Source organism: Stenotrophomonas sp. AS012628, from assembly GCF_010608305.1.
GTDB lineage: Bacteria > Pseudomonadota > Gammaproteobacteria > Xanthomonadales > Xanthomonadaceae > Stenotrophomonas > Stenotrophomonas geniculata.
In genome coordinates this window covers 1-21,789 of the sequence record NZ_VMBJ01000002.1, presented here as the reverse complement: position 1 = coordinate 21,789, position 21,789 = coordinate 1, and the positions used below count along the sequence as shown (strand labels likewise).

The following is a 21,789-nucleotide window of genomic DNA, read 5'->3' as shown; positions in this document are numbered from 1 at the left end:
ATGGGACGGAAACCGAGTAAGCCGGGGGCAATCCCCCGGTTCAGGCCACGCAAGCAGAAATCGGGCGTTATCCATTACTACTATGACCACGGCGGAAAGCCGAGGCGCGAAACACCCCTCGGCAGCGACTACGGCGTGGCCATCAAGCGATGGGCCGAGATCGAACACGCGAGCACGATCCCCGCAGCGGCTGTCGTGACCTTCCGGCACGTTGCCGATCGCTACCGCGCCGAGGTGGTTCCTACCAAGGCCGTCACCACCCAGCGCCTCAACAATCGCTGCATCACCGCGCTGCTGAGCTACTTCGACGCACCGCCAGCGCCGTTTGAAGCCATCCGTCCGATCAACATCCGGCAGTATCTGGATTGGCGCAAGGCGAAGGTGATCGCGAACCGTGAGGTTTCACTGTTCTCGCATATCTGGAACTGGGCACGCGGCAAAGGCATCACCGATCTACCCAACCCGTGCGAGGGCATTCGTCGCAACAAGGAAGCCGGTCGCGACGTTTACGTGGACGATGACGCTTTCAGCGCCGTCTATGCATATGCCGACGCAGCTCTGCGCGACGCCATGGATCTGGCCTACCTAACCGGCCAGCGCGTTGGCGACGTGTGGTCCATGGACGTGCGCCAGGTTACAGCGCGCGGACTCATCATCCAGCAGTCGAAGACCAGCAACCGCGTCACCATGGAGATCACAGGCGAGCTGGCTGCGCTGCTCGAGCGCATTGCAAAGCGAAAGGGGGAGAAGTGCCCGAACGGGCGAGAGAAGGTCTACAGCACGCGGCTGATCGTGGACGACGAGGGCTTGGCCCTGGGGCGTGCGGCCCTGCGCTACCGGTTCGACAAGGCCAGGAAGGCTGCGGGCATTCCAAAGGGGGAATTCCAGTTCCGGGATTTACGCGCCAAGGCGGGCACGGACAAGGCCGATTCGGCAAAGGACATTCGCGAGGCGCAGGCCCAGCTCGGGCATTCATCGGTCACCACGACCGAAATCTACGTCCGGAAGAAGAGAGGGTCTAAGGCAACCCCAACTAAATAAAGTGAACCCGCTATAACCAGAAAAGTCGGGGCGTTATGCTTTCGACTAGGTTCCGCCTAGGCCGCGTCACCACGGCAATTTCCCGTTGAGGCAACATGAAGTCCCAACCGGAGGTCAATGCTCATGAACAGCGATGAATACCTGCAGGTGCATCAAAACACTCTGCTAATCACACCTTCCAAGCTTGAGGAAGTGAACCACGGCATTGCTGCCTCGGGCAGCAATGCCACCGTGACACAAGTCGACGCAGATTGGCGAGTCGGTCCGTACTCTGACGCGCCGCCAGTCGAAGGTGCCCGAAAGGAAACCAGGTACTTGGTCACATTCGACGGGCCCGATGACGGCGCGAAGTTCCAAGCTTGGTACGACGCTCAACAGAGCAATCCGCCCCGCCACCTCCACGAATTGCGGAGCGGTCTGGATATTGCGGAGCGCTAGGAACGGTTGGAAACCGTTGGGAGACATGGAGCGGGCGATGGGAATCGAACCCACGTCAGTAGCTTGGGAAGCTACAGCTCTACCATTGAGCTACGCCCGCATTGCGGATGAAAGTCTATGCGGAGCGGCCGGTGTTGCGCAATGGTGGCCGCCGCACCCGCCAGGCATCGCCCGGCGCTGCCGTGCAGGCATCCCAGGCACCTTGCGGTGCCCGGGATGTTGCCTTCATCAGAAGCTGCCACCCACAGTGGCGAAGATCGTCGCGTCACGGGCGCGCTTCTGCGCAGCCGTGGTGCTCAGGCCAACGTTGCCCTGCAGGCCAAACAGGTCCATGCGCGCACCCAGTACGGCGGTGGCGTAGTTCTTGTCGAAGTCCAGGCCCGGCACGCGGTAGCTGCCCAGTTCCGGCAGGGTCTGCAGCCACGCGCTGGCCTGCTTGGTGTCCTCGAACTCGTGGTCGTAGGTCACCTGCACGTAGGGCTTGACGGTGCCGCCATCGAAGCGGGCCTGCCAGCCGACGCGGCCGACGGTCGAGTCGACGTTCTGGCGGTCGTAACCCAGCGCAGTGGCCATGGTGCCGGCGGTGGCGCTTTCGGTGTAGCCGTCGATCTTCACCTTCTGCCAGATCACCGAAGCGATCGGGCCGTGGCGGAAGCCACCTTCGGTGCCGAACTCGTAACCGGCATTCAGTGCAGCAGTCAGGTTGCTGCCATCCGGCGAGCCACCATGCTCACGGGTGGCCGGGCCCAGCTGGACCTTGCGGTTCACGTCATACGACAACCAGGTGTAGCTGACCTGGCCGTTGACCCAGACGCGGTCGCCATACCAGGCAGCGAACAGGCCGGCGGTGGTGTCCTTCTGGGTGAAGTCGCCACGGCTGTTGCCGAAGTCGGCACTCATGCGGCCGAAGCCGGCGAAGCCGCCGACCACCACGCCGTCACGTGACCAGTCGACACCGAACAGGCCGGCCGGCGCCACGCCGTCGTACAGGTCGGCGTGGTCATAGCGCTGCATGTCACCGCGCACGCCACCCCACCACGACAGGCCATCGGCCGGACGGGCGCCCAGGTGGTTGCTGACCTGGTCGGCACGCGAACGGCCGACCGTCTGTGCCGAGTGGCTCAGCACCTGCTGCAGGCGCGGAGCCTCCAGCACCGAGACGGCGTACTGGCCCAGCAGCTGGTGACCGGTCACGGTGGGATGCACGCCATCGGCGAACAGATAGGTCTGGTACGCATCGGGGCTGACGTAGGTCGTCGGGTTGCAGCCGATGATGCTGCCCGTGGTGTTGGCCGGGTTGATCTTGCAGGCGGTGCCGGTGACGTTGGTGAAGCCGTACATGCCCGGGTTGGCGGTCACTTCACGCAGGATGCTGAAGGTATCGAGCGGAATGAACTCGATGCCCGCCTGCTTCAGGCCGCCGTACAGTGCCTTGTTGTAGCCCACCGACATGGCGGTGGCGGCTGCCGCGTTGGGGCCGCGGAACTGCGGGGTGATGCCCACGTCCGGCAGGTTCGGCACCAGCACGTACTGGGCACCGGCCTGCTTCAGGGCGCCGACCAGCGCGATCTGGTCGGTGACCGCCGCGCCGATGATGCCCTGCACCTGGGCCGGCGACGCACCCGCGCCGGCAGCACCGGCCGCGGCGAACAGGTCGTTGGCGCCGCCCCAGACGGTATACAGGGCATTACGATCAGCCTTGCCGCCGTTTGCGGCCAGGTAACGGGCCGCCTGCGACTTCAACGACGGGATCGCGCCAAGGGCACCACCGCCTTCGACCGACACGCGGGCACCGCCGACAGCGTAGTTGTCGCCGTTCTGGCCGTTGCCGTTGGGGTCCTTGTTGAGGCCGTAGTAGTTGGCGACCTGCTGCGACCACACCCAGCCCGGGTTGGTGGTGAACTGGCCGGAGAGCCCCTGGGTGGCCTCAGGCAGCAGCGGGCGGAAATAGCCGGCGTCGGTGAGGCTGTCGCCGAAGAACACCGCCTTGGAATACGGACTTTCGCCTGCCATGGCCGGCAGCGCGGCGAGTGCGATCGCAGCCGCCATCAGGGAGCGGATCGGGTGTTTGCTGAGCTGCATCTAGGAACTCCTGTGGGGTAAATAGGTTGGAATCCGGCGCACGTACGCCGGCGCACGGTCAATGGTTTCACCGCGCCGCCGTTTGCTCACGCTGCGCCGCCGCATGGATTGTCGCCTGATCACGCCGGAACCCGCTGTGCTGGAGCTGGCGCCCGGTTCAAATTGCAAACGTTCCGATCTCGACGGGCTATCAGCGACAATGCAGGGATGAACATCCAGCTCAACGGCGAACCCCGCACCCTGCCCGCCCCGGCGACCCTCCACGACCTGCTCGAGGCCGAGCAGCTGCTGCAGCGCCGGGTGGCGGTGGAGGTCAACGGCGAGATCGTCAGCCGCAGCCGCCATGGCGAGCACGTCCTGGCCGAAGGCGACATCGTGGAGATCGTGCACGCGCTGGGCGGGGGCTGAGACCTGCGCGGGTTTGCCGGCCAGCGGCCGGCACGCCATTGCGTGATCCCATCTTCAGGCGGATAGGCGATAATCGCGCCATGAACGTTCATGTCTCCCCCGATTCGCTGGTGATCGCCGGCAAGACCTATGGCTCGCGGCTGCTCACCGGCACCGGCAAGTTCAAGGATCTGGAAGAAACGCGCCTGGCCACCGAGGCTGCAGGCGCCCAGATCGTCACCGTGGCCATCCGCCGCACCAACATCGGGCAGAACCCGGGCGAGCCCAACCTGCTCGACGTGCTGCCGCCGGAGCGCTACACCATCCTGCCCAACACCGCCGGCTGCTACACCGCCGAAGACGCGGTGCGTACCTGCCGGCTGGCACGTGAGCTGCTGGACGGCCACAACCTGACCAAGCTGGAAGTGCTGGGCGACCAGAAGTCGCTGTACCCGGACGTGGTGCAGACCCTCAAGGCCGCCGAACAGCTGGTCAAGGACGGCTTCGAGGTGATGGTCTATACCTCCGACGATCCGATCCTGGCCAAGCGCCTGGAAGAGATCGGCTGCGCTGCGGTGATGCCGCTGGCCGCACCGATCGGTTCGGGCCTGGGCATCCAGAACAAGTACAACCTGCTGCAGATCATCGAAGACGCCAAGGTGCCGATCATCGTCGACGCCGGCGTGGGCACCGCGTCGGACGCGGCAATCGCGATGGAGCTGGGCTGCGACGGCGTGCTGATGAACACCGCCATTGCCGGTGCACGCAGCCCGGTGCTGATGGCCAGTGCCATGCGCAAGGCCGTCGAGGCCGGCCGCGAGGCGTTCCTGGCCGGGCGCATCCCGCGCAAGCGCTACGCCAGCGCCTCCTCCCCGGTGGATGGGCTGATCGGCTGATGACCAATCCTTTCGACAGCGCCGGTTCCAAGGCTCCGCCCAAGCCCTTCACCGTCAGCGAAGGCCGCCGCGAGGTGCGCAGCTTCGTGTTGCGCCAGGGCCGCTTCACCCCCGCCCAGCAGCGCGCGTTCGACGAACGCTGGCCGCGCTTCGGCATCGATTACAACGGCCAGCCGCGTGACCTGGACGCCACCTTCGGGCGCCCGGCGCACAAGGTGCTGGAAATCGGCTTCGGCAACGGTGCCGCGCTGCGCTTCGCCGCCCAGCACGACCCGTCGCGCGACTACATCGGCATCGAAGTGCACGCGCCCGGCGTGGGCCGGCTGCTGAACGCGCTGGCGGAGGACAACGCCGACCACGTGCGCCTGTACCACCACGATGCGGTGGAAGTGCTGCAGAACGAGATCGCCGATGGCGCGCTCGATGAAGTGCGCATCTACTTCCCGGACCCGTGGCACAAGAAGCGCCACAACAAGCGCCGCCTGCTGCAGCCGGCGTTCGCCGAGCTGCTGGTGCGCAAGCTGCGCCCGGGTGGCCGCCTGCACTGCGCCACCGACTGGGAAGACTACGCCGAGCAGATGTGGGACGTGCTCGATGCCACCGCCGGCCTGGTCAACCGCGCCGGCCCGCGTGGCAGCGTGCCGCGCCCGGACTGGCGCCCGCAGACCCACTTCGAGACCCGCGGCCAGAAGCTCGGCCACGGCGTCTGGGACCTGCTGTACGACCGCACCTGACGATCGCCTGAGGACGCCGCGCCCCACATGGATACCGCGCTGACGCTGACCAACGACATGAAGCTCGTGCTCGGGCTGGTCGGCTTCACGATGGCGATGTTCCTGTTCGAGCGCATCCGCGCCGACGTGGTCGCGCTGGTGGTGCTGGTGGTGCTGGGTGTCACCGGCCTGATCGCGCCGGAGGAAATCTTCGGCGGTTTCTCCGGTAACGCGGTGATGAGCATCATCGCCACCACCATCCTCGGTGCCGGCCTGGACCGCACCGGGGCGCTGAACCGGCTGGCGGCCTGGCTGCTGCGGCGCGGCCATGGCGTCGAGCAGCGCTTGCTGATGATGACCACGGCCATCGCCGGCCTGAACTCGTCCTTCATGCAGAACCCGTCGGTGATGGCGCTGTACCTGCCGGTCGCCTCGCGACTGGCAGCGCGCACCGGCCTGACCCTGCAGCGCCTGCTGCTGCCGATCTCGGCGGCGATCGTGATGGGCGGCGCGCTGACCATGGTCGGCAACTCGCCGCTGATCCTGCTGAACGATCTGCTGGCCTCGGCCAACAACAACCTGCCCTCCGGCCTGGCCACCATCGAGCCGCTGCGCATGTTCGCACCGCTGCCGATCGGCGTGGCCCTGCTGATCGCCTCGCTGCTGTATTTCCGCTACTACGGCGACCGCAAGCTGATCGAGGAAGAGAACCTGGTCAACGACGGGGTCACGCCCGCACGCACCGAGAGCTACTTCGCCAAGACCTACGGCATCGAAGGCGATGTGTTCGAGCTGGTGGTCAGCGCGGAAAGCCCGCTGGTGGGCATGACCCTGGGCGAGGCCGAGAACCTGCACGATGCCCCGCTGCTGCTGGCCCTGAAAACCGGCAACGACACCCGCCTGGCGCCGCCGGCGGAAATGCGCATCTGGGTCGGCAGCGTGCTCGGTGCGATGGGCCCGCGCGAGCAGATCCACGATTTCGCGCAGAACCAGTTCCTGCGCATGTCTTCGCGCCTGAAGCACCTGGGCGACCTGTTCAATCCCAGCCGTGCCGGCATTTCCGAAGCGGTGGTGCCCCCCACCTCGAACGTGATCGGCAAGAGCGCGGCCGACCTGCGCCTGCGCAAGGAGCGCGGCATCAGCCTGCTGGCGATCAACCGCGACAAGCAGGTGATCCGCGAGGACGTGCGCGACGTGCAGCTGCGCGCCGGCGACATGCTGGTCTTCCACAGCATCTGGACCGACCTGGCGCAGGCCGCGCGCAGCCGTGACTTCGTGGTGGTGACCGACTACCCGACCGGCGAGCAGCGCCCGCACAAGTTCAAGATCGCGATGGCGATCTTCGCGCTGACCATCCTGATCGCGCTGACCAGCAAGCTGCCGGTGGCGCTGACGCTGATGACCGGCGTGGCCGGCATGCTGCTGACCGGCGTGCTGCGCATGGACGAGGCCTATGCCTCGATCAACTGGAAGACGGTGTTCATGATGGCGGGGCTGATTCCGCTCGGCTGGGCGATGGATTCCAGTGGTGCGGCGGCATGGGTGGCCGGCCATACCATCGACAAGCTGCCGACCGGCATCCCGGTGTGGGTGCTGGAGGTGGCGCTGGCGCTGCTGACCACGGCGTTCTCGCTGGTGATCAGCCATGTGGGCGCGACCATCGTGATGGTGCCCATTGCGGTGAACCTGGCACTGGCGGCGGGTGGCAACCCGACGGCGTTCGCGCTGATCGTGGCGCTGTCGGCGTCCAACAACCTGATGACGGCCTCCAACCCGGTGATCTCGATGATCACCGGTCCGGCTAATTACACCCCGCGCGAGATGTGGCGGGTCGGCGGACCGTTGTCGCTGATCTACACCTGCGTGGTGGTGTTGATGATCAACCTGATGTTCTGAGGGTTGGGTTTGTTGGCAGGGCTGCGCCCTGCACCCGCAGAAGCCAAAGCAACAGCAACAGCAACAGCCTGCATTCCGTGGGATGGCGGGGTGGGGCCGGTTGCGGGGGACGCTGCAAGTACGTCCCTGTAAGCTCGGTCGCCGCATCCATGCGGCTCACGCCCCCGCAACCGGCCCCACCCCGCCTTCGACAGATCGCTGCAATCTGCAGTAGATCCACGCCATGCGTGGATGGATCTGGATACCTGTTGATCTGTTGGGTGCGGACTGTTGGCTTGGTGGGTGCGGACCGTTGGTCCGCACACCGATACATCAAACCAGGTAAACCTGCCCGTCGCGCACGTCCACCGGCACTGCGCGCAGGCGGTCGCCCTTGCAGGGACCGGCAATGCAGTCGCCGCTGTCCAGCGCGAACGAGGCACCGTGGGCGGCGCAGACCAGGTGGCCTTCGCGGCTCTTCAGGAACTGGCCCGGGGCCCAGTCCAGGCGTCGGCCGGCGTGCGGGCAGATGTTCAGGAACGCACGCACCTGCGCGCCGTCGCGGTACAGCACCAGCGACTCGGCATCGCCATCGACCACCGCTTCGACCTCGGCAAACGCGCCATCGGCAATGGCATCAAGGGCGATCAGGGAAGCAGCGGCAGTCATGGCGAAGGCTCGGACAGTAAACCCGCATTGTCGCATGCCCACTCAGGTGACTGGCTGCGACATGAACACAAGTCATTGATCCGTAATAAGCACAGGCTATATTTAACGAGTTTTTCACTCAATGACAGTGGCGCGTCCCGATACTCTGTTTTCGCTGATCCCAGCCTATCGAGCCGCCATGTTCAATCGCGCATCCGCCTTCAACCAGTTCCGCACCCTGTTCGCGCCGCGCAAGCCGCGTCACCCGCTGGTGCGCGTTGCCGTGGGCCTGCTTGGCCTGGCGATCCTGGCCGCGATGGTGTTCATCGGCGTGTTTGTTGGTGCGGCGATGATCATGGTCGGCCTAGCGTGGAAGCTGCTGGCCTCGCGCAAGCCGGGTGCCGCGCGTCCGGTCGACCCGACCGTGGTCGAGGGCGAGTACCGCGTGGTGCGCAAGCCGGTGTTGCCGGTCTCGCGCTGACTTACGCCATCCGCGCCCGCTGACGGCGGGCGCCATGCGTTCTAGACTGCGGGCACGCCCTTCCTGGATGCCCGCATGTCCGATGTCTCCGATGTGATCCCTGCCGTAGCCCTGCCGCGTGTGCCGGTAGCCGGTGGCGGCAGTTTCCCCGTGCACCGCATCTACTGCGTCGGCCGCAACTTCGCCGACCACGCCCGCGAAATGGGCGCAGCGGTGCCGGCGGCCGATGACCGCGGCCGCCCGATGTTCTTCAGCAAGCCGGCCGATGCGATCGTGGTCGGCCACGACGATGCCATCCCCTACCCGCCGGCGACTGCCAACCTGCACCACGAAGTTGAACTGGTGGTGGCGATCGGCCGCGATGCGCCTGCCGGTGAGCTGGCCGTGGCCGATGCCGATGCACTGGTCTACGGCTACGCCGTGGGCCTGGACCTGACCCGCCGCGACCTGCAGGCCGCCGCCAAGGACAAGGGCCACCCGTGGGACGCGGCCAAGGGCTTCGATGCCTCCGCGCCGATCAGCGAAATCGTCCACGCCGAGGAAGTGGGCGACCTGGCCGCGCTGAACCTGTCGCTGGAGGTCAACGGCGAGGTGCGCCAGCAGGCGCTGCTGGACCAGATGATCTGGAACGTGCCGGAGATCCTGCACGAGCTGTCCAAGCTGTGGCAGCTGCGTGCCGGCGACCTGGTGTTCATGGGCACCCCGTCCGGTGTGGCCGCACTGAAGCCCGGCGACCGCTTCAGTGCCCGCCTGGAAAACGTGGCCGAGCGCCACGGTGTGATCGCCGGCTGACATCACCTGCGCTACCCTGCGCGCTGTCCTCTTCCCCCACCGGAGAAAAACAACAATGGGAATGCTCACCGAGTTCAAGGAATTCGCGATGCGCGGCAACGTCATCGACCTCGCCGTCGGCGTGGTGATCGGCGCGGCCTTCGGCAAGATCGTGACGGCGCTGGTCGAGAAGATCATCATGCCGCCGCTGGGCATGCTGATCGGCAAGGTGGATTTCTCGCAGCTGGCGTGGACGTTGTCACCGGCCCGCATCGGGCCGGACGGCAAGGAGATTCCGGCGGTGGTGATCGGCTACGGCGACTTCATCAATACGCTGATCCAGTTCGTGATCGTGGCCTTCGCCATCTTCCTGGTGATCAAGGTGATCAACCGCCTGTCGCGCAAGAAGGAAGCGGCACCGGCAGCGCCGGCCGAGGAAGTGGTGCTGCTGCGCGAGATCCGCGACAGCCTGAAGAAATAAGGTAGTAGCGCCGGGCTGAACGACTGTTAAGCTCCAAGGCTTGGTCCCTTCCCGGAGCTGTCCATGCGTCGCCGCGTCCTTGCCATCGCATCCTCCCTCGCCCTGCTGGCCGCCCCGGCCTTCGCGGCGCCGCACACCACCACCCTGCCCCCGGCGTCGCTGGCCACCGCCGCACAGCTGCGCGACCAGGCGCTGGCCGATGACACAGGCTGGAAGGTGGTCGAATCGCTCACCACCGAAATCGGCCCGCGCATTGCCGGCAGCGAGGCTGACGCCCGTGCCGTGGCCTGGGCCGAGGCCAAGTTCAAGGCACTCGGTTTCGACAAAGTCTGGAAGGAGCCGGTGACCTTCCCGAAGTGGGAACGCCGCAGTGAGCACGCCGCCGTGACCGGCAAAAACCCGCAGCCGCTGCAGATCACCGCACTGGGCGGCAGCCCGGGCGGCACGGTGGAAGCGGAAGTGGTGCGCTTCGCCGATCTGGCCGCACTGCAGGCCGCACCGGCCGGTTCGCTGAAGGGCAAGATTGCCTTCGTCGATTACCAGATGCTGCCGTTCCGCGATGGCCGCGACTACGGCCGCGGCGGCGCGATCCGCAGCAAGGGCCCGTCCGAAGCGATCCGCAAGGGCGCGGTGGGTTTCCTGATGCGCTCGGCCGGTACCGACTCGCACCGCGTGCCACACACCGGCATCACCCGTTTTGACGATGGCCTGACCCCGGTGCCGTCGGCCGCGCTGTCGGTGCCCGATGCCGACCAGCTGGCCCGCCTGCTGGCCCGTGGCAGCACCACGGTGAAGGTCGCGCTGGATTGCGGTTGGGATGGCACCGCCACCTCGTACAACGTGATCGGCGAGATCACCGGCCGCAGCCTGCCGAAGGAAGTGGTGGTGATTGGTGGTCACCTGGATTCATGGGACCTGGGCACCGGCGCGGTGGATGACGGCGCGGGCGTGGGCATCACCATGGCCGCAGGCCACCTGATCGGCCTGCTCAAGCAGGCGCCGAAGCGCACCATCCGTGTGGTCGCCTTCGCCAACGAAGAACAGGGCCTGTACGGCGGCAAGGCCTACGCCGAGGCGCATGCCAAGGACGTGGCCCTGCACCAGCTGGCTGCCGAGAGTGACTTTGGCGCCGGCCGCATCTACGCCTTCAATACCGGTTCGCCGAACCCGGAAGGCTCGCGCGAAGCGACGAAGCAGATTGCCGAAGTGATGAAGCCGCTGGGCATCGAGTACCAGGCCGACAAGGGTGGCCCGGGCCCGGACGTCGGCCCGCTGGCCGCCAAGGGCGGTGCGTGGGCGTGGCTGGCGCAGGATGGCTCGGACTACTTCCACCTGCACCACACCGCCGACGACACCCTCGACAAGATCGACCCGAAGGCGCTGGCACAGAACGTGGCTGCGTATACCGTGTTCGCATACCTGGCGGCGGAGGCTGATGGCAACTTCGGCAGCGAAGCCAAGGCGACCACGCCGCCGAACGAATGATGCGGTAGCGCCGGGCCATGCCCGGCGAGCGAAGCGGCGGGAGCGGTGCGAACCAAGGTTCGCACCCACCACGGCAGATCCCGCATCGGTAACGCCGGGCCATGCCCGGCGAGTGAAGCGGCAGGAGCGGTGCGAACCAAGGTTCGCACCCACCAAGGCAGATTTCGCACCCACCGGGCGCCACTCAGCTGCGGCGGTTTGCCCACTGCGCCAGCAATACCGCCGTAGCCGAGGCCACGTTGAGGCTCTCGACTGCACCGCTGCCGGGAATGGAGACCTGCAGATCGCACTGCCCTGCCAGGTTGCGGTCCATGCCTTCGCCTTCGGCGCCCATCACATACACCAGCCTGTCCGGCAGGGACGCGCGAAACACGTCATCGCCGCCCTCAACCAGCGTCGCAGCCAGGCCGAAGCCAGCGGCGCGCAGCTGCGCCATCGCTTCTGCATCTTCAGGCAGCTGCACCAGCGGCACCGACTCGGCACCGCCCTCGGCCACGCGTGCGGCGGCACCGGACAGCGCCAGCGTGCTGCCGGCCGGCAGCAGCAGCGCCTTGACCCCGAAGTGTGCGGCCGAGCGCAGGATCGCGCCGAAGTTGTGCGGGTTGCCGACGCCATCCAGCCACAACGCCAGCGCCGGGCCTTCGCCCAGATCGGCCAGCCACTGTGCCAGCGGCACGACCGGCGCGCGCAGCACGTCAGCCACCAGGCCTTCGTGGTGCGTGGTGGCGGCCAGCTTGTTGAGATCGCCCTCCTCCACCACGCGATAGCCCACGCGGTTGGCCACGCACCACTTCAGCACCGGCTGCATGCGCGGAATCAGCGCGTCCACCAGGTACAGCTTGCGCAACGTCTGCGGGCGCTTGGCGAACAGCGCCTGCACGGCGTTCCAGCCATACAGGCGCAGCTCGTCATTGCCGCGCCCCGGCGGCGGCGGGGTGCCGCCCTCACGCGGCGGCAGCGGGGTCGCCCGCGGCGGTCGCGACGACGGGCGGCGGGCGTTCTTCCAGGGATCATTCACTACGGGACAACTCCAGCTTGCGTTGACGCCAGAAATCGGCGTTCTTGATGCCCAGGGCATCGGGGTCGAAGATCGGATCGAGGCCGAGCTTCTTCTGTCGTTCGTAATCACGCAGGGCCAGCATGGCCGGCTTCTGGATGATGAGGATGGCAATGATGTTCAGCCAGGCCATCAGGCCCACGCCGATGTCACCCAGCGCCCAGGCCAGGGTGGCGTTATGGAACGCGCCGAACACCACCATGCCGATGATGCCCAGGCGCAGCAGCAGCACGGTCAGCGGGCGTTTCTTGTTGTGGTTCACATAGCTGAGGTTGGTCTCGGCCATGTAGTAGTACGCCATGATGGTGGTGAAGGCGAAGAAGAAGATGGCGATCGATACGAACGCCGAACCCCAGCCCGGCAGCACCGCTTCCACGCCGGCCTGCGCGTAGCCCGCGCCTTCTGGAATGCCAGCCAGGCCCTGGAAGATCGGCTCGGCGCCGGCCACGGGCGAGTACACGTTGTAGGTACCGCTGGCCAGGATCAGGAACGCGGTGGCGGTGCACACCATCATGGTGTCGAAGTAGATGGCGAAGGCCTGCACGTAGCCCTGCTTGGCCGGGTGCGAGACTTCCGAGGCGGCTGCAGCGTGCGGGCCCGAGCCCTGGCCGGCTTCGTTGGCGTAGATGCCGCGCTTGATGCCCCACTCCACCGCCAGGCCCATCATCGCGCCAAACGCGGCGTGGGTGCCGAAGGCGCTCTTGAAGATGATGCCGAACATTTCCGGCACGCGGTCGTAGTTGATGATCATGATGACGATGGCCATCAGGATGAAGCCGGCGGCCATGAACGGCACCACCACTTCGGCGAAGTTGGCGATGCGCTTGACGCCACCGAAGATCACCACGCCCAGCAGCAGCGCGACCACGATGCCGATGCCCAGCTTCAGCGCCTGCACCGACTCCATGCCGAAGGCCTGGCCATCGAGCGGGCCGCACAGCGCGGTGCCACGGCAGGCGTTGATGATGCTGTCGGCGATGGCATTGGCCTGCACGCCCGGCATCAGGAAGCCGGCAGCGATGATCGTGGCGATGGCGAAGGCCAGCGCGTACCACTTCAGGCCCATGGCCTTTTCGATGTAATACGCCGGGCCACCGCGGTAGCGGCCTTCGGCGTCCTTGGTCTTGTAGATCTGCGCCAGGGTGCATTCCACATACGACGTGGACGCGCCGAGGAAGCCCATCACCCACATCCAGAAGATGGCACCGGGGCCGCCGAAGGCGATGGCGGTGGCCACGCCGGCGATGTTGCCGATGCCCATGCGGCCGGCCATCGACATGGCCAGGGCCTGGAACGAGGACACGCCGGCGTCGGATTTCTCACCCTTGACGGTGAGGCGGCACATCTCGACGAAACCACGGATCTGCATGAAGCGCGTGCGCAGGCTGAAGAACAGGCCGGCGGCCAGGCACATGAAGATCAGCGCCTTGCTCCAGATGATGCTGTTGATGAAATGTACGGTAGCTTCCACGCGCGCTCTCTCCAGTCGGCGGGTTGTAAGGACGTCCCGTCGGCTGGAGGGGACCGGTCGATTCTCCCTGATCGAAGGCCGCTGCGGTAGCGCTGTTTTGCAGGGCCGAGCCCATGCTCGGCTTGGGCCCCCGAGGGCAGCCGAGCATGGGATCGGCTCTACAGCGGCCAGCCCGCGTGTTCAGGGCAGCTGCGTGCGCACCCGGGCGAAGCGGCGCAGGTCGTGCAGCTCACCCCGCTTGTAGATCGCGCAGCGATCCACGCCCTCTTCCTGGAAGCCGTTCTTTTCCAGCACCCGTGCCGAGCCGAGGTTGAAGTCGACCACCCCGGCCTGCAGCCTGAACAGGCGCAGTTCGTCCATCACCCACGGCGCGAACAGGCCGACCACGCGGGTCATCAGGCCCTGGCCCCAGTAGGCCTGGCCCAGCCAGTAGCCAAGTTCAGCCATATGACCCCGCTCGGCCACGCCCTGCTGGGCGCCGACACTGCCGCAGGCCTGGCCGTCGATCTCGATGGCCAGGTTCAGGGTGCCAGGGGCCAGCACGCGACCGGCGAGGAAGGCCTCGCCATCCTCGCGCGTGTACGGGTACGGGAAGCGATCACGCAGGCCCCGCGACACCTCGGCGTCGTTGGCATGGCGCAGCAGCGATTCCAGATCATCCGCGCGCCAGGGGCGCAGCTGGAAGCCATCGCCCCGCAGCAACGTGGTCGGATCAGGCATGGCCACCCACCGAGGGCGATTCCGCTTCCTGCTTCTCCAGCTCGCGTTTCACCGCTTCCGGCGAACGGGTGTACGGGGCCAGCCGCGCGTAGAACGCCGGCACCACGAACAGCGACAGGAAGGTCGAAAGGGTCACGCCGAAGATGATCACGATGCCGATCGTGCCACGGCTGGCCGAACCGGGGCCACCGGCCACCACCAGCGGGATCGCGCCGACCACGGTGGCGATCGAGGTCATCAGGATCGGGCGCAGGCGCACCATCGCCGATTCGATGATCGCCTCGCGCACGGTTCTTCCGTCGTCGCGCAGCTGGTTGGCGAATTCGACGATGAGGATGCCGTTCTTCGCGGCCAGGCCGACCAGCATGACGATGCCGATCTGGCTGAACAGGTTCACCGTGCCGCCACTCACCCACAGGCCGACCAGCGCACCGAGCACACCCAGCGGCACGGTCAGCATGATGGTGAGCGGGTGGATGAAGCTTTCGAACTGCGCGGCCAGCACCAGGTAGACCACCAGCAGGGCCATCGCGAAGGTCAGCAGCACTGCGCCACCGGCACTCTGGTACTCGCGCGATTCACCCTTCCAGTTCACCTGCGCATACTGCGGCAGCTCTTCACGCGTGACCTGCTGCGCCCAGGCGATGGCCTCACCCAGCGGATACCCCGGCGCCAGGCCAGCGTTGATGGTGATCGAGCGCAGGCGGTTGAAGCGGTTCAAGGTGCCGGCCTCGGCCACTTCGCTCAGCGTGACCAGGTTGGACAGCGGCACCAGTTCGCCGGAAGTCGCGCGCACGCGGATCGCAGCCAGGTCGGCCGGGCTGGCGCGGCCGTCGCGACCGGCCTGCACGAGCACGTCGTACTCCTCGCCGTTGTCGACGAAGGTGGTGACGCGGCGCGAACCCATCATGGTTTCCAGCGCCGATCCGATCGCGGTGACCGGCACGCCGAGGTCGGCCGCGCGCTGGCGGTCGATGTTGACCCGCATCTGCGGCCGCGTTTCCTTGTAGTCCGAGTCCGGGCCGACCAGGCCCGGATTGTCGGCCATGCGCAGCAGGATGCGGTCGCGCCACTGCGCGATCTCGGCGTACTCCGGCCCGCCCAGCACGATCTGGAACGGCTGCCCGCCGCTGCGCACCAGGCCACCACCGACCTGGGTACGCACGCGCACGCCGCGGATGGTGTCCAGTTCCTTCTGCAGCTCATTGGCCACATCCGGCGTGCCCTCGCTACGCTGGCGCCACGGCTGCAGGAAGATGCTGACGCGGCCGGTGTGCATTTCCTCGCTGGCGCCCCAGCCGCCCGGCACGCGCGGGTTGGCACGCACGATGGGTTTGTCCGGGCCGACATGCGGTGCCAGCATCGCTTCCACCTGCTGCACCTGCTGCACGGTGTAGTCGTAGCCGGCGCCCTCCGGGCCGTCGATCATGATCTGGAACGAACCGCGGTCTTCGGCTGGCGCCAGCTCCGACGGCAGCAGCTTGAGCAGGCCCCAGCTGGCAGCCAGTGCGGCCACCATCACCAGCAGGTAGATCCAGGTGCGGTCGACATGGTGGTCGAGCACGCGGCCATAGCCCGAGGCCAGGCGCTCCAGATTGCGGTTGATGAAGCCATGCAGGCCACGTGGTGCCTGCCCGGTGTGCGGCTTGAGCAGCTTGGACGCCATCATCGGCGTCAGCGTCAGCGCTACGAATGCGGACAGCGCCACCGCCGCCGCCAGCGCCACCGCCAGTTCGCGGAACAGGCGCCCGGTATTGCCTTCCAGGAAACCGACCGGCAGGAACACCGCCACCAGCACGGCGGTGGTGGCGATCACCGCGAAGGCAACCTGCGTGGTACCGCGTTTGGAGGCCACCAGTGGGGGCTCGCCCAGGTCGATGCGGCGCTGCACGTTCTCCACCACCACGATCGCATCGTCCACCACCAGGCCGATGCACAGCACCAGTGCCAACAGGGTCAGCAGGTTGATCGAGAAGTCGAACGCATACAGTGCGATGAACGCGGCCACCAGGCAGACCGGCACGGTCACCGCCGGAATCAGTGCGGCACGGAAGCTGCCGAGGAACAGCCAGATCACCGCCAGCACCAGGATCATCGCCTCCACCAGCGTGGCGTAGACGCGGTCCACGGCGGCTTCGATGAAGGTGGTGTTGTCGAACGCAACAAAGATCTGCGTGCCCTTGGGCAGCGACAGCGCCACCCGCTCGGCTTCAGCGCGCGCGGTGCGCGCCACGTCCAGCGAGTTGGCGGTGGAGGTCTTGACGATACCCAGGCCGATGCCCGGCTCGCCGTTACTGCGGTAGTAGGCGCGGCGCTCGGCCGAGGCCAGTTCGATCTTCGCCACGTCGCCCATGCGCACCACATAGCCGTCGCGGCCCTTGCCCAGCGGGATGGTCGCGAAGTCTTCCGGCTTGATGTAGTTGCGCTCCACGCGCAGGGTGAAATCGCGGTCGGTCGACTCGATGCGGCCGGCCGGCAGTTCCACGTTCTCGTTGCGTAGTGCGGTTTCCACATCGCCGGTGGTCAGCCCGCGCGCGGCCAGCTGGTCACGGTCCAGCCAGATGCGCATTGCATAGCGCTGGCGGCCACCGATGCGGACCTGGGCCACGCCATCGAGGCTGGAGAAGCGGTCGACCACGTAGCGGTCGGCGTAGTCGCTCAGTTCCAGCGTGTCCATGGTCGAGGAGACCATGTTGAACCAGATGATCGGGTCGGCATCGCTTTCGACCTTGGCGATTTCCGGCGGCCGCGCTTCTTCCGGCATGCGGTCGGCGACACGGCTGACCGCATCGCGCACGTCATTGGCCGCCGCTTCGATATCGCGGTTGGAAGTGAACTCGATGCTGACCTGCGAGCGGCCGTTGGTGCTGCGCGCATTGATCGTATCGATGCCTTCGATGCCAGCCAGTGCATCTTCCAGAACCTGGGTGATGCGGCTTTCGATGACCGCCGCCGAGGCGCCGGTGTAGTCCACCGACACCGACACGATCGGCGGATCGATGGCGGGCAGTTCGCGCAGGGTCAGGCGGGTGAAGGACATCACGCCCAGCACCAGCAACAGCAGGCTCATCACCACGGCGAACACCGGCCGCTGGATGGAGATGTCGGACAGCTTCATCCGCCGTGGCCCTCGGCCGCGACCGGCGCCGGCGCGTCAGCCGGCTTCGCACCGCTGGCCGGTGCCGCATCCTTGGCCGCGACCTTCAGGCCCGGGCGCAGCTTGCCGGTGCCATCGACCACGATGCGCTGGCCCGCTTCCAGGCCCTGCTTGATCTCGACCACGCCGGCACGGCGTGCGCCGGTGATCACGTCCACGCGCTCGACGCTGTCGTCGGCGGTGATGCGGTACACGAAGGTATCGCGACCGACCTGCACCACGGCGATTTCCGGAATCACCAGCGCCGGGCGCTCGGGGTGGAACAGGCGCACATCCAGCAGCATGCCCGGGCGCAGGGCATGGTCACCGTTGGCGAAGTCGGCGCGCACGGTCACCGCGCGGGTGGCCGGATCGATGCGTGCGTCGATGGTGCTGACCACGCCCTCGAAAGTACGGCCCGGCCACGCCACGCTGGTGGCACTGACCTTGTCACCGACGCCCAGCGCGGCCAGCTCCACTTCCGGCACCTGGAAATCGATATGCATGTGCTCGATGTCATCGAGCGTGGCGATCACCGTGGTCGGCGTCAGCAGCGTGCCCGGGCTGACCTGGCGGATGCCGAGCACACCGGCGAACGGCGCACGCACGCGACGGTCACCGATGTCCGACTGCATCTGCGCCACACGCGCCTCGGCAGCATCGCGGATCGACTTCTGCGTATCCAGCGTGGCGCTGGACACCAGCCGCTGCGCGGCCAGCTCGCGCTGGCGCTTGTACAGCTGGTCGGCCTCATGGAAGGTGGCCTGCGCCTGCACCAGCGCGGCCTCCTGGGCCTGCCCGCGCAGGGTTACGATCGGCGCACCGGCAGCAACATGCTGGCCGCTTTCGAAGTGCACCTTCTCGACAATCTCGCTGACCTTGGCGGTGACGCTGATGGATTCGCGCGCCTTGGCCGTACCCAGTGCCTGCAGGGTGTCGTTCCACTGCGTGGACTGCACGACCTGCGCGGTGACCGGCACCGCTTCTCCCTGCCGACGGGCGGCGGCCTCCTGTTTGCCCGCGCACCCGGCCAGCACGGCCAGGCAGAGGCCAAGGGCCAGGGTCGAAGCGATGCGAGCCAACATGAACGGTCCTGAGTGATCCACGGCCGCCGAGTGTAGGCAAGCGCCCACAGAAGCGATATGTGCCAAGCGTTTACCAGCGTGGAACCGGCGTCGCGATAGCGCCCTGAACCCGTTCCGTGCAAGGCTGGCAGCAGCGGTGTCGGCATGTGTCGAGGTGTATCCAGCCGTGCACCGCGGGCGTTGCCATCGTAGAGTCGAAGCTGCCCGACAGAGGGCGTCGGGCGGGGACGGATCCTGGCGGGGATCCGGCCCCGGTTTTTTTCACCCGGCGGATCAGTACCGGTAGTTCACCTTCATCCACAGGCTGCGGCCCGGCTCGTTGATGCGCACCGGATCGGCCGGGAAACCGAAGTCGGCGCTGCCGGCCAGGTTCAGGTGCTCGCTGTAGGCGCGGTCGAACAGGTTGTCGACGCCCGCACTGAGCTGCAGCTGCGAACTGAAGCGGTAGGCTGCGTTGAGCCCGAAGGTGGCGAAGCCGGCACTCGGCCCCAGGTCCTGCGCGACCACATTGCCCTGGCCATCGGCGACGCGATGCTGGTGGGTCACCGCGCGCAGCAGCGCACCGGCACTCCAGCGCTCGCCTTCCCAGTTCGCGCTCAGGCGTGCTTCCAGCGGTGGCATCTGCGGCAACGGACGCTGCTGGTCGCGGTTCTCGCCCCAGGCATAGGCCAGCGTGCCACCCAGCTTCCACTGCTCGGCCAGGCTCACTTCCAGCCCGGCTTCGGCACCGGCAATGCGCGCATCGACGTTGCGGGCCTGGCTCATGCCCATCATGCCGCTGCCGTGGTAGGTGAACAGGATGTAGTCCTGGATCTGCCCGGCGTACGCCGAAACCCACGCCTGCACGCGCGGCCCCTTGTACTGCAGGCCGACGTCGAGCTGGGTGGTGCGCTCGGGCTGCACGCCGGTGAACGCGTTCACTGCACCGGCCGGGCCATGGTTGGGCGAGAACAGCTCCCAGTAGTCGGGCATGCGCTCACTGTGACCGAGGCCGGCGTACCAGGTCAGGCCATCGGCCAGGTCCTGCTCGTAACGCAGAAAACCGCTGCCGAGCCATTCCTTGCGCGTCTGCCCTGCGCTTGGATTGGGCCGGTTGCCCATCATGCCGCGGATCGATTGCCGCTCATCGCGGGCGCTGGCACGGTCGATGCGCAGGCCACTGATCCAGCGCTGGTCGGTGCCGGCGCCCAGGGTCAACTCGGTGAACACGCCATAGCGGCGGAAGTTGGCATCGGTCTCCCAGGCGGCCTGGCGGTAGGTGTCGCGGCCCATGCCCATGCGGCCACGATGGCGGCTGTCTTCGCCATCCACACCGGCCACCAGCTGCACGTCCTGCCAGCGCCACTCGGAACTGACCCGGCCGCCCTGGGTACGGCGGTCCACGTTCGAGGCCATCGGCATCGGCATCATGCTGTGCGGGTTCGGCGTGCGCAGCGTGTAGTTGTCCATCACGTGGTCGGCTTCGTTGTAGTACACGTTGGCCTGCAACGTATCCCACGCACCGGGCAGGTTGCGCTTCTCGAAGCGTGCTGCATAGCTGGTGCGTTCGAACGCGGCACCGTCCATGCCGCGCCCGGCGTAGCGCGCGATGGCATCGCCGGCACCGGCGGAGATTTCCAGCAGCGTGTCGGCATCCAGCGTCCAGCCGATGGCCACGTCACCGTTCCACTTGCGCCACTTCGACGGCACCACATCACCGTGGCCGTCCTTGTAGTCATCGGCCTCGGAACGGTTGCCGCTGGCGCGCACGTAGCCGGTCGGGTTACCCAGGGTCAGGTCCAGCACCTGGTCATTGCGGTGGCGCGAACCAACCAGCGCACTGGCATCGGCACGCAGCCCCGGTTCGTCGAAGCGCGGCGTATCGCGCTCGAAACGGACGGTGCCGGCCGAGGCTCCTGCGCCCCAGCGCACGCTCTGCGGCCCCTTGATGATGGTCAGCCGGTCGAAGCTCTCCGGCGCAATGTAGGACAGCGGATTGTCCATGCGCGACGGGCAGGCACCGATCAGGTTGCCATCGTTGCTGAGGATGTTCAGCCGCGAACCGAACATGCCGCGCAGCACCGGGTCGCCGTTGGTGCCGCCATTGCGGATGGCGGAGAAGCCGGGGACAGTCTTCAGGTAATCGGCACCGTCGCTGGCCGGCACAGGCTGCCGCGGCAGGCGCGGATCGGTCACCCAGTGCAGGGGCGAGGACGGTGCGGCGGCGGTGACCACCATCGTGTCGAGGGTGCGCGCCTGCTCGGCAGGCGCAGCATGGGCCAGTGACGCAGCCACGGCCAGGCCAAGGGCAACCGGCAGGCGCGCGCAGGCGCCCGCGGGGCGGGAAGTCATTTTCATCGGAACAGCTCCAAAGTACGCACGCGCGCACGGTGCCCGGTCAGGCGTCGTGCGGCAGATTCGACAGGGACATCAGCGGACGATGGCGGGGCGCGGTGGCCCACGTGCGGCGTGCGCCGGCCAACGCAGTGCCGGCAGCACCTGTTGCGACCACGGGAACACCAGGCGCGGCCGCCACAGCAGCGGCAACAGCAGCATCAGCACCGCCAGCCACGGCAGCAGGCGCATGGCCAGCACGCAGTATTCGCAGGCTTCGCCGTGCATGGCGTGGGGGTCGGCGGGGCGGTTGGGCGCTGCCGGCGCAGCACCGTGCCGATCGTGCCCGGCCATGGTCATGCCGTGCATGCCATGGCCCATGGCGGCGTGGTCCATGCCTGCCATCGCGGCGTACTCCATCGGCGGCGCCTGCAGCGCGCGGCTGACCAGTGGCGCAAGCACCATCAGCAGCGTCGCCAGGACGGCGAGCTGGAGCAGAAGGCGCTGCGGGCGGGACAGGCGGGTCACCCCGCTAGTGTAGAGCCGGGTCCAGGGTTGCCCGTGCGACGAACCGTCGCAGGAGGGGTTTATCGGCAGGGCTGCGCCCTGCACCCGCCGAATCAACGTCAACGTCAACGTCAAAAGCGGGCAATCCGTGGGATGGCGGGGCGGGTCCGGTTGCGGGAGACGCCGTAAACCCATCCATGGG

19 protein-coding genes and 1 tRNA gene are annotated in these 21,789 nt (G+C 67.1%); 10 read left to right on the top strand and 10 right to left on the bottom strand.

Annotated features, from left to right (window positions below; all coding sequences use genetic code 11):
- Complete coding sequence (locus G5A07_RS01570; RefSeq protein WP_191862448.1) at nt 1-1,041, top strand: tyrosine-type recombinase/integrase; 1,041 nt, start codon at nt 1-3, stop codon at nt 1,039-1,041.
- 123 nt (nt 1,042-1,164) lie between these two features.
- Nucleotides 1,165-1,479: a hypothetical protein gene (locus tag G5A07_RS01565; RefSeq protein ID WP_191862446.1), complete on the top strand. Its 315-nt coding sequence runs from the start codon at nt 1,165-1,167 to the stop codon at nt 1,477-1,479.
- Nucleotides 1,480-1,505: 26 nt separating this feature from the next.
- Here the strand turns inward: G5A07_RS01565 and G5A07_RS01560 are convergent.
- Nucleotides 1,506-1,579, bottom strand: a tRNA-Gly gene (locus G5A07_RS01560).
- Nucleotides 1,580-1,707: 128 nt separating this feature from the next.
- The gene (locus tag G5A07_RS01555) at nt 1,708-3,561 is read right to left on the bottom strand and encodes an autotransporter domain-containing protein (protein ID WP_100446596.1); all 1,854 of its coding nucleotides are present in this window, start codon (nt 3,559-3,561) and stop codon (nt 1,708-1,710) included.
- Nucleotides 3,562-3,768: 207 nt separating this feature from the next.
- On the opposite strand from G5A07_RS01555, the gene thiS reads away from it, so the two are divergent.
- The 4 genes from thiS (at nt 3,769) to G5A07_RS01535 (ending at nt 7,453) form a co-directional block, all read left to right on the top strand.
- Nucleotides 3,769-3,969, top strand: coding sequence for a sulfur carrier protein ThiS (gene thiS, locus G5A07_RS01550; protein WP_171955083.1), 201 nt, complete (start codon nt 3,769-3,771; stop codon nt 3,967-3,969).
- 80 nt (nt 3,970-4,049) lie between these two features.
- A complete protein-coding gene (locus G5A07_RS01545) occupies nt 4,050-4,844 on the top strand; it encodes a thiazole synthase (protein WP_010481470.1) in 795 nt (264 codons plus the stop codon).
- On the top strand, nt 4,844-5,578 hold the full coding sequence (trmB, locus tag G5A07_RS01540) for a tRNA (guanosine(46)-N7)-methyltransferase TrmB (protein ID WP_053501092.1): 735 nt from the start codon (nt 4,844-4,846) through the stop codon (nt 5,576-5,578). Before G5A07_RS01545 ends, trmB begins: the two co-directional genes overlap by 1 nt.
- Nucleotides 5,579-5,605: 27 nt before the next feature.
- Entirely contained in the window at nt 5,606-7,453 is a 1,848-nt protein-coding gene (locus tag G5A07_RS01535) for an SLC13 family permease (protein ID WP_049413367.1), read from the top strand.
- Nucleotides 7,454-7,765: 312 nt separating this feature from the next.
- Here G5A07_RS01535 and G5A07_RS01530 read toward each other — a convergent pair whose 3' ends face one another.
- A complete protein-coding gene (locus tag G5A07_RS01530; protein WP_071306355.1) occupies nt 7,766-8,101 on the bottom strand; it encodes a Rieske (2Fe-2S) protein in 336 nt (111 codons plus the stop codon).
- A 178-nt stretch (nt 8,102-8,279) separates the two neighbouring features.
- On the opposite strand from G5A07_RS01530, the gene G5A07_RS01525 reads away from it, so the two are divergent.
- The 4 genes from G5A07_RS01525 (at nt 8,280) to G5A07_RS01510 (ending at nt 11,298) form a co-directional block, all read left to right on the top strand.
- Nucleotides 8,280-8,561 (top strand): hypothetical protein, encoded by a 282-nt coding sequence (locus G5A07_RS01525; RefSeq protein ID WP_010481462.1) that lies wholly within the window; start codon nt 8,280-8,282, stop codon nt 8,559-8,561.
- A 75-nt stretch (nt 8,562-8,636) separates the two neighbouring features.
- Nucleotides 8,637-9,353, top strand: a complete 717-nt coding sequence (locus G5A07_RS01520) for a fumarylacetoacetate hydrolase family protein (protein WP_019660190.1) — start codon at nt 8,637-8,639, stop codon at nt 9,351-9,353.
- A gap of 55 nt (nt 9,354-9,408) precedes the next feature.
- Nucleotides 9,409-9,813 carry a large-conductance mechanosensitive channel protein MscL gene (gene mscL, locus G5A07_RS01515; protein ID WP_010481458.1) on the top strand — a complete coding sequence of 135 codons (405 nt, stop codon included), beginning with the start codon at nt 9,409-9,411 and terminating at the stop codon, nt 9,811-9,813.
- A gap of 63 nt (nt 9,814-9,876) precedes the next feature.
- On the top strand, nt 9,877-11,298 hold the full coding sequence (locus tag G5A07_RS01510; protein ID WP_049481710.1) for a M28 family peptidase: 1,422 nt from the start codon (nt 9,877-9,879) through the stop codon (nt 11,296-11,298).
- Nucleotides 11,299-11,482: 184 nt separating this feature from the next.
- Here G5A07_RS01510 and G5A07_RS01505 read toward each other — a convergent pair whose 3' ends face one another.
- The 7 genes from G5A07_RS01505 to G5A07_RS01475 all read right to left on the bottom strand — a co-directional run bounded on the left by G5A07_RS01505 (nt 11,483) and on the right by G5A07_RS01475 (nt 21,608).
- A complete protein-coding gene (locus G5A07_RS01505; protein WP_191862445.1) occupies nt 11,483-12,316 on the bottom strand; it encodes a TrmH family RNA methyltransferase in 834 nt (277 codons plus the stop codon).
- A complete protein-coding gene (locus G5A07_RS01500) occupies nt 12,309-13,826 on the bottom strand; it encodes an alanine/glycine:cation symporter family protein (protein ID WP_100446602.1) in 1,518 nt (505 codons plus the stop codon). Before G5A07_RS01500 ends, G5A07_RS01505 begins: the two co-directional genes overlap by 8 nt.
- Before the next feature lie 180 nt (nt 13,827-14,006).
- Complete coding sequence (locus G5A07_RS01495) at nt 14,007-14,546, bottom strand: GNAT family protein (protein WP_029379754.1); 540 nt, start codon at nt 14,544-14,546, stop codon at nt 14,007-14,009.
- The gene (locus G5A07_RS01490; protein WP_010481452.1) at nt 14,539-17,664 is read right to left on the bottom strand and encodes an efflux RND transporter permease subunit; all 3,126 of its coding nucleotides are present in this window, start codon (nt 17,662-17,664) and stop codon (nt 14,539-14,541) included. Before G5A07_RS01490 ends, G5A07_RS01495 begins: the two co-directional genes overlap by 8 nt.
- Complete coding sequence (locus G5A07_RS01485) at nt 17,661-18,767, bottom strand: efflux RND transporter periplasmic adaptor subunit (protein ID WP_010481451.1); 1,107 nt, start codon at nt 18,765-18,767, stop codon at nt 17,661-17,663. Before G5A07_RS01485 ends, G5A07_RS01490 begins: the two co-directional genes overlap by 4 nt.
- A 273-nt stretch (nt 18,768-19,040) precedes the next feature.
- Nucleotides 19,041-21,104, bottom strand: coding sequence for a TonB-dependent copper receptor (locus tag G5A07_RS01480; RefSeq protein WP_191862444.1), 2,064 nt, complete (start codon nt 21,102-21,104; stop codon nt 19,041-19,043).
- A gap of 72 nt (nt 21,105-21,176) precedes the next feature.
- Nucleotides 21,177-21,608, bottom strand: coding sequence for a DUF2946 family protein (locus G5A07_RS01475; protein WP_019338729.1), 432 nt, complete (start codon nt 21,606-21,608; stop codon nt 21,177-21,179).
- Nucleotides 21,609-21,789 lie beyond the last annotated feature (181 nt).

Excerpts from the sequence above, each read along its gene's own strand:
- G5A07_RS01570 (WP_191862448.1), top strand. The coding sequence starts at position 1 with ATGGGACGGAAACCGAGTAAGCCGGGGGCAATCCCCCGGTTCAGGCCA.
- G5A07_RS01535 (WP_049413367.1), top strand. The coding sequence starts at position 5,606 with ATGGATACCGCGCTGACGCTGACCAACGACATGAAGCTCGTGCTCGGG.
- thiS (WP_171955083.1), top strand. The coding sequence starts at position 3,769 with ATGAACATCCAGCTCAACGGCGAACCCCGCACCCTGCCCGCCCCGGCG.
- trmB (WP_053501092.1), top strand. The coding sequence starts at position 4,844 with ATGACCAATCCTTTCGACAGCGCCGGTTCCAAGGCTCCGCCCAAGCCC.
- G5A07_RS01485 (WP_010481451.1), bottom strand. The coding sequence starts at position 18,767 with ATGTTGGCTCGCATCGCTTCGACCCTGGCCCTTGGCCTCTGCCTGGCC.
- G5A07_RS01495 (WP_029379754.1), bottom strand. The coding sequence starts at position 14,546 with ATGCCTGATCCGACCACGTTGCTGCGGGGCGATGGCTTCCAGCTGCGC.
- G5A07_RS01520 (WP_019660190.1), top strand. The coding sequence starts at position 8,637 with ATGTCCGATGTCTCCGATGTGATCCCTGCCGTAGCCCTGCCGCGTGTG.
- G5A07_RS01490 (WP_010481452.1), bottom strand. The coding sequence starts at position 17,664 with ATGAAGCTGTCCGACATCTCCATCCAGCGGCCGGTGTTCGCCGTGGTG.
- G5A07_RS01555 (WP_100446596.1), bottom strand. The coding sequence starts at position 3,561 with ATGCAGCTCAGCAAACACCCGATCCGCTCCCTGATGGCGGCTGCGATC.
- mscL (WP_010481458.1), top strand. The coding sequence starts at position 9,409 with ATGGGAATGCTCACCGAGTTCAAGGAATTCGCGATGCGCGGCAACGTC.
- G5A07_RS01480 (WP_191862444.1), bottom strand. The coding sequence starts at position 21,104 with ATGAAAATGACTTCCCGCCCCGCGGGCGCCTGCGCGCGCCTGCCGGTT.
- G5A07_RS01545 (WP_010481470.1), top strand. The coding sequence starts at position 4,050 with ATGAACGTTCATGTCTCCCCCGATTCGCTGGTGATCGCCGGCAAGACC.
- G5A07_RS01525 (WP_010481462.1), top strand. The coding sequence starts at position 8,280 with ATGTTCAATCGCGCATCCGCCTTCAACCAGTTCCGCACCCTGTTCGCG.
- G5A07_RS01510 (WP_049481710.1), top strand. The coding sequence starts at position 9,877 with ATGCGTCGCCGCGTCCTTGCCATCGCATCCTCCCTCGCCCTGCTGGCC.
- G5A07_RS01565 (WP_191862446.1), top strand. The coding sequence starts at position 1,165 with ATGAACAGCGATGAATACCTGCAGGTGCATCAAAACACTCTGCTAATC.
- G5A07_RS01530 (WP_071306355.1), bottom strand. The coding sequence starts at position 8,101 with ATGACTGCCGCTGCTTCCCTGATCGCCCTTGATGCCATTGCCGATGGC.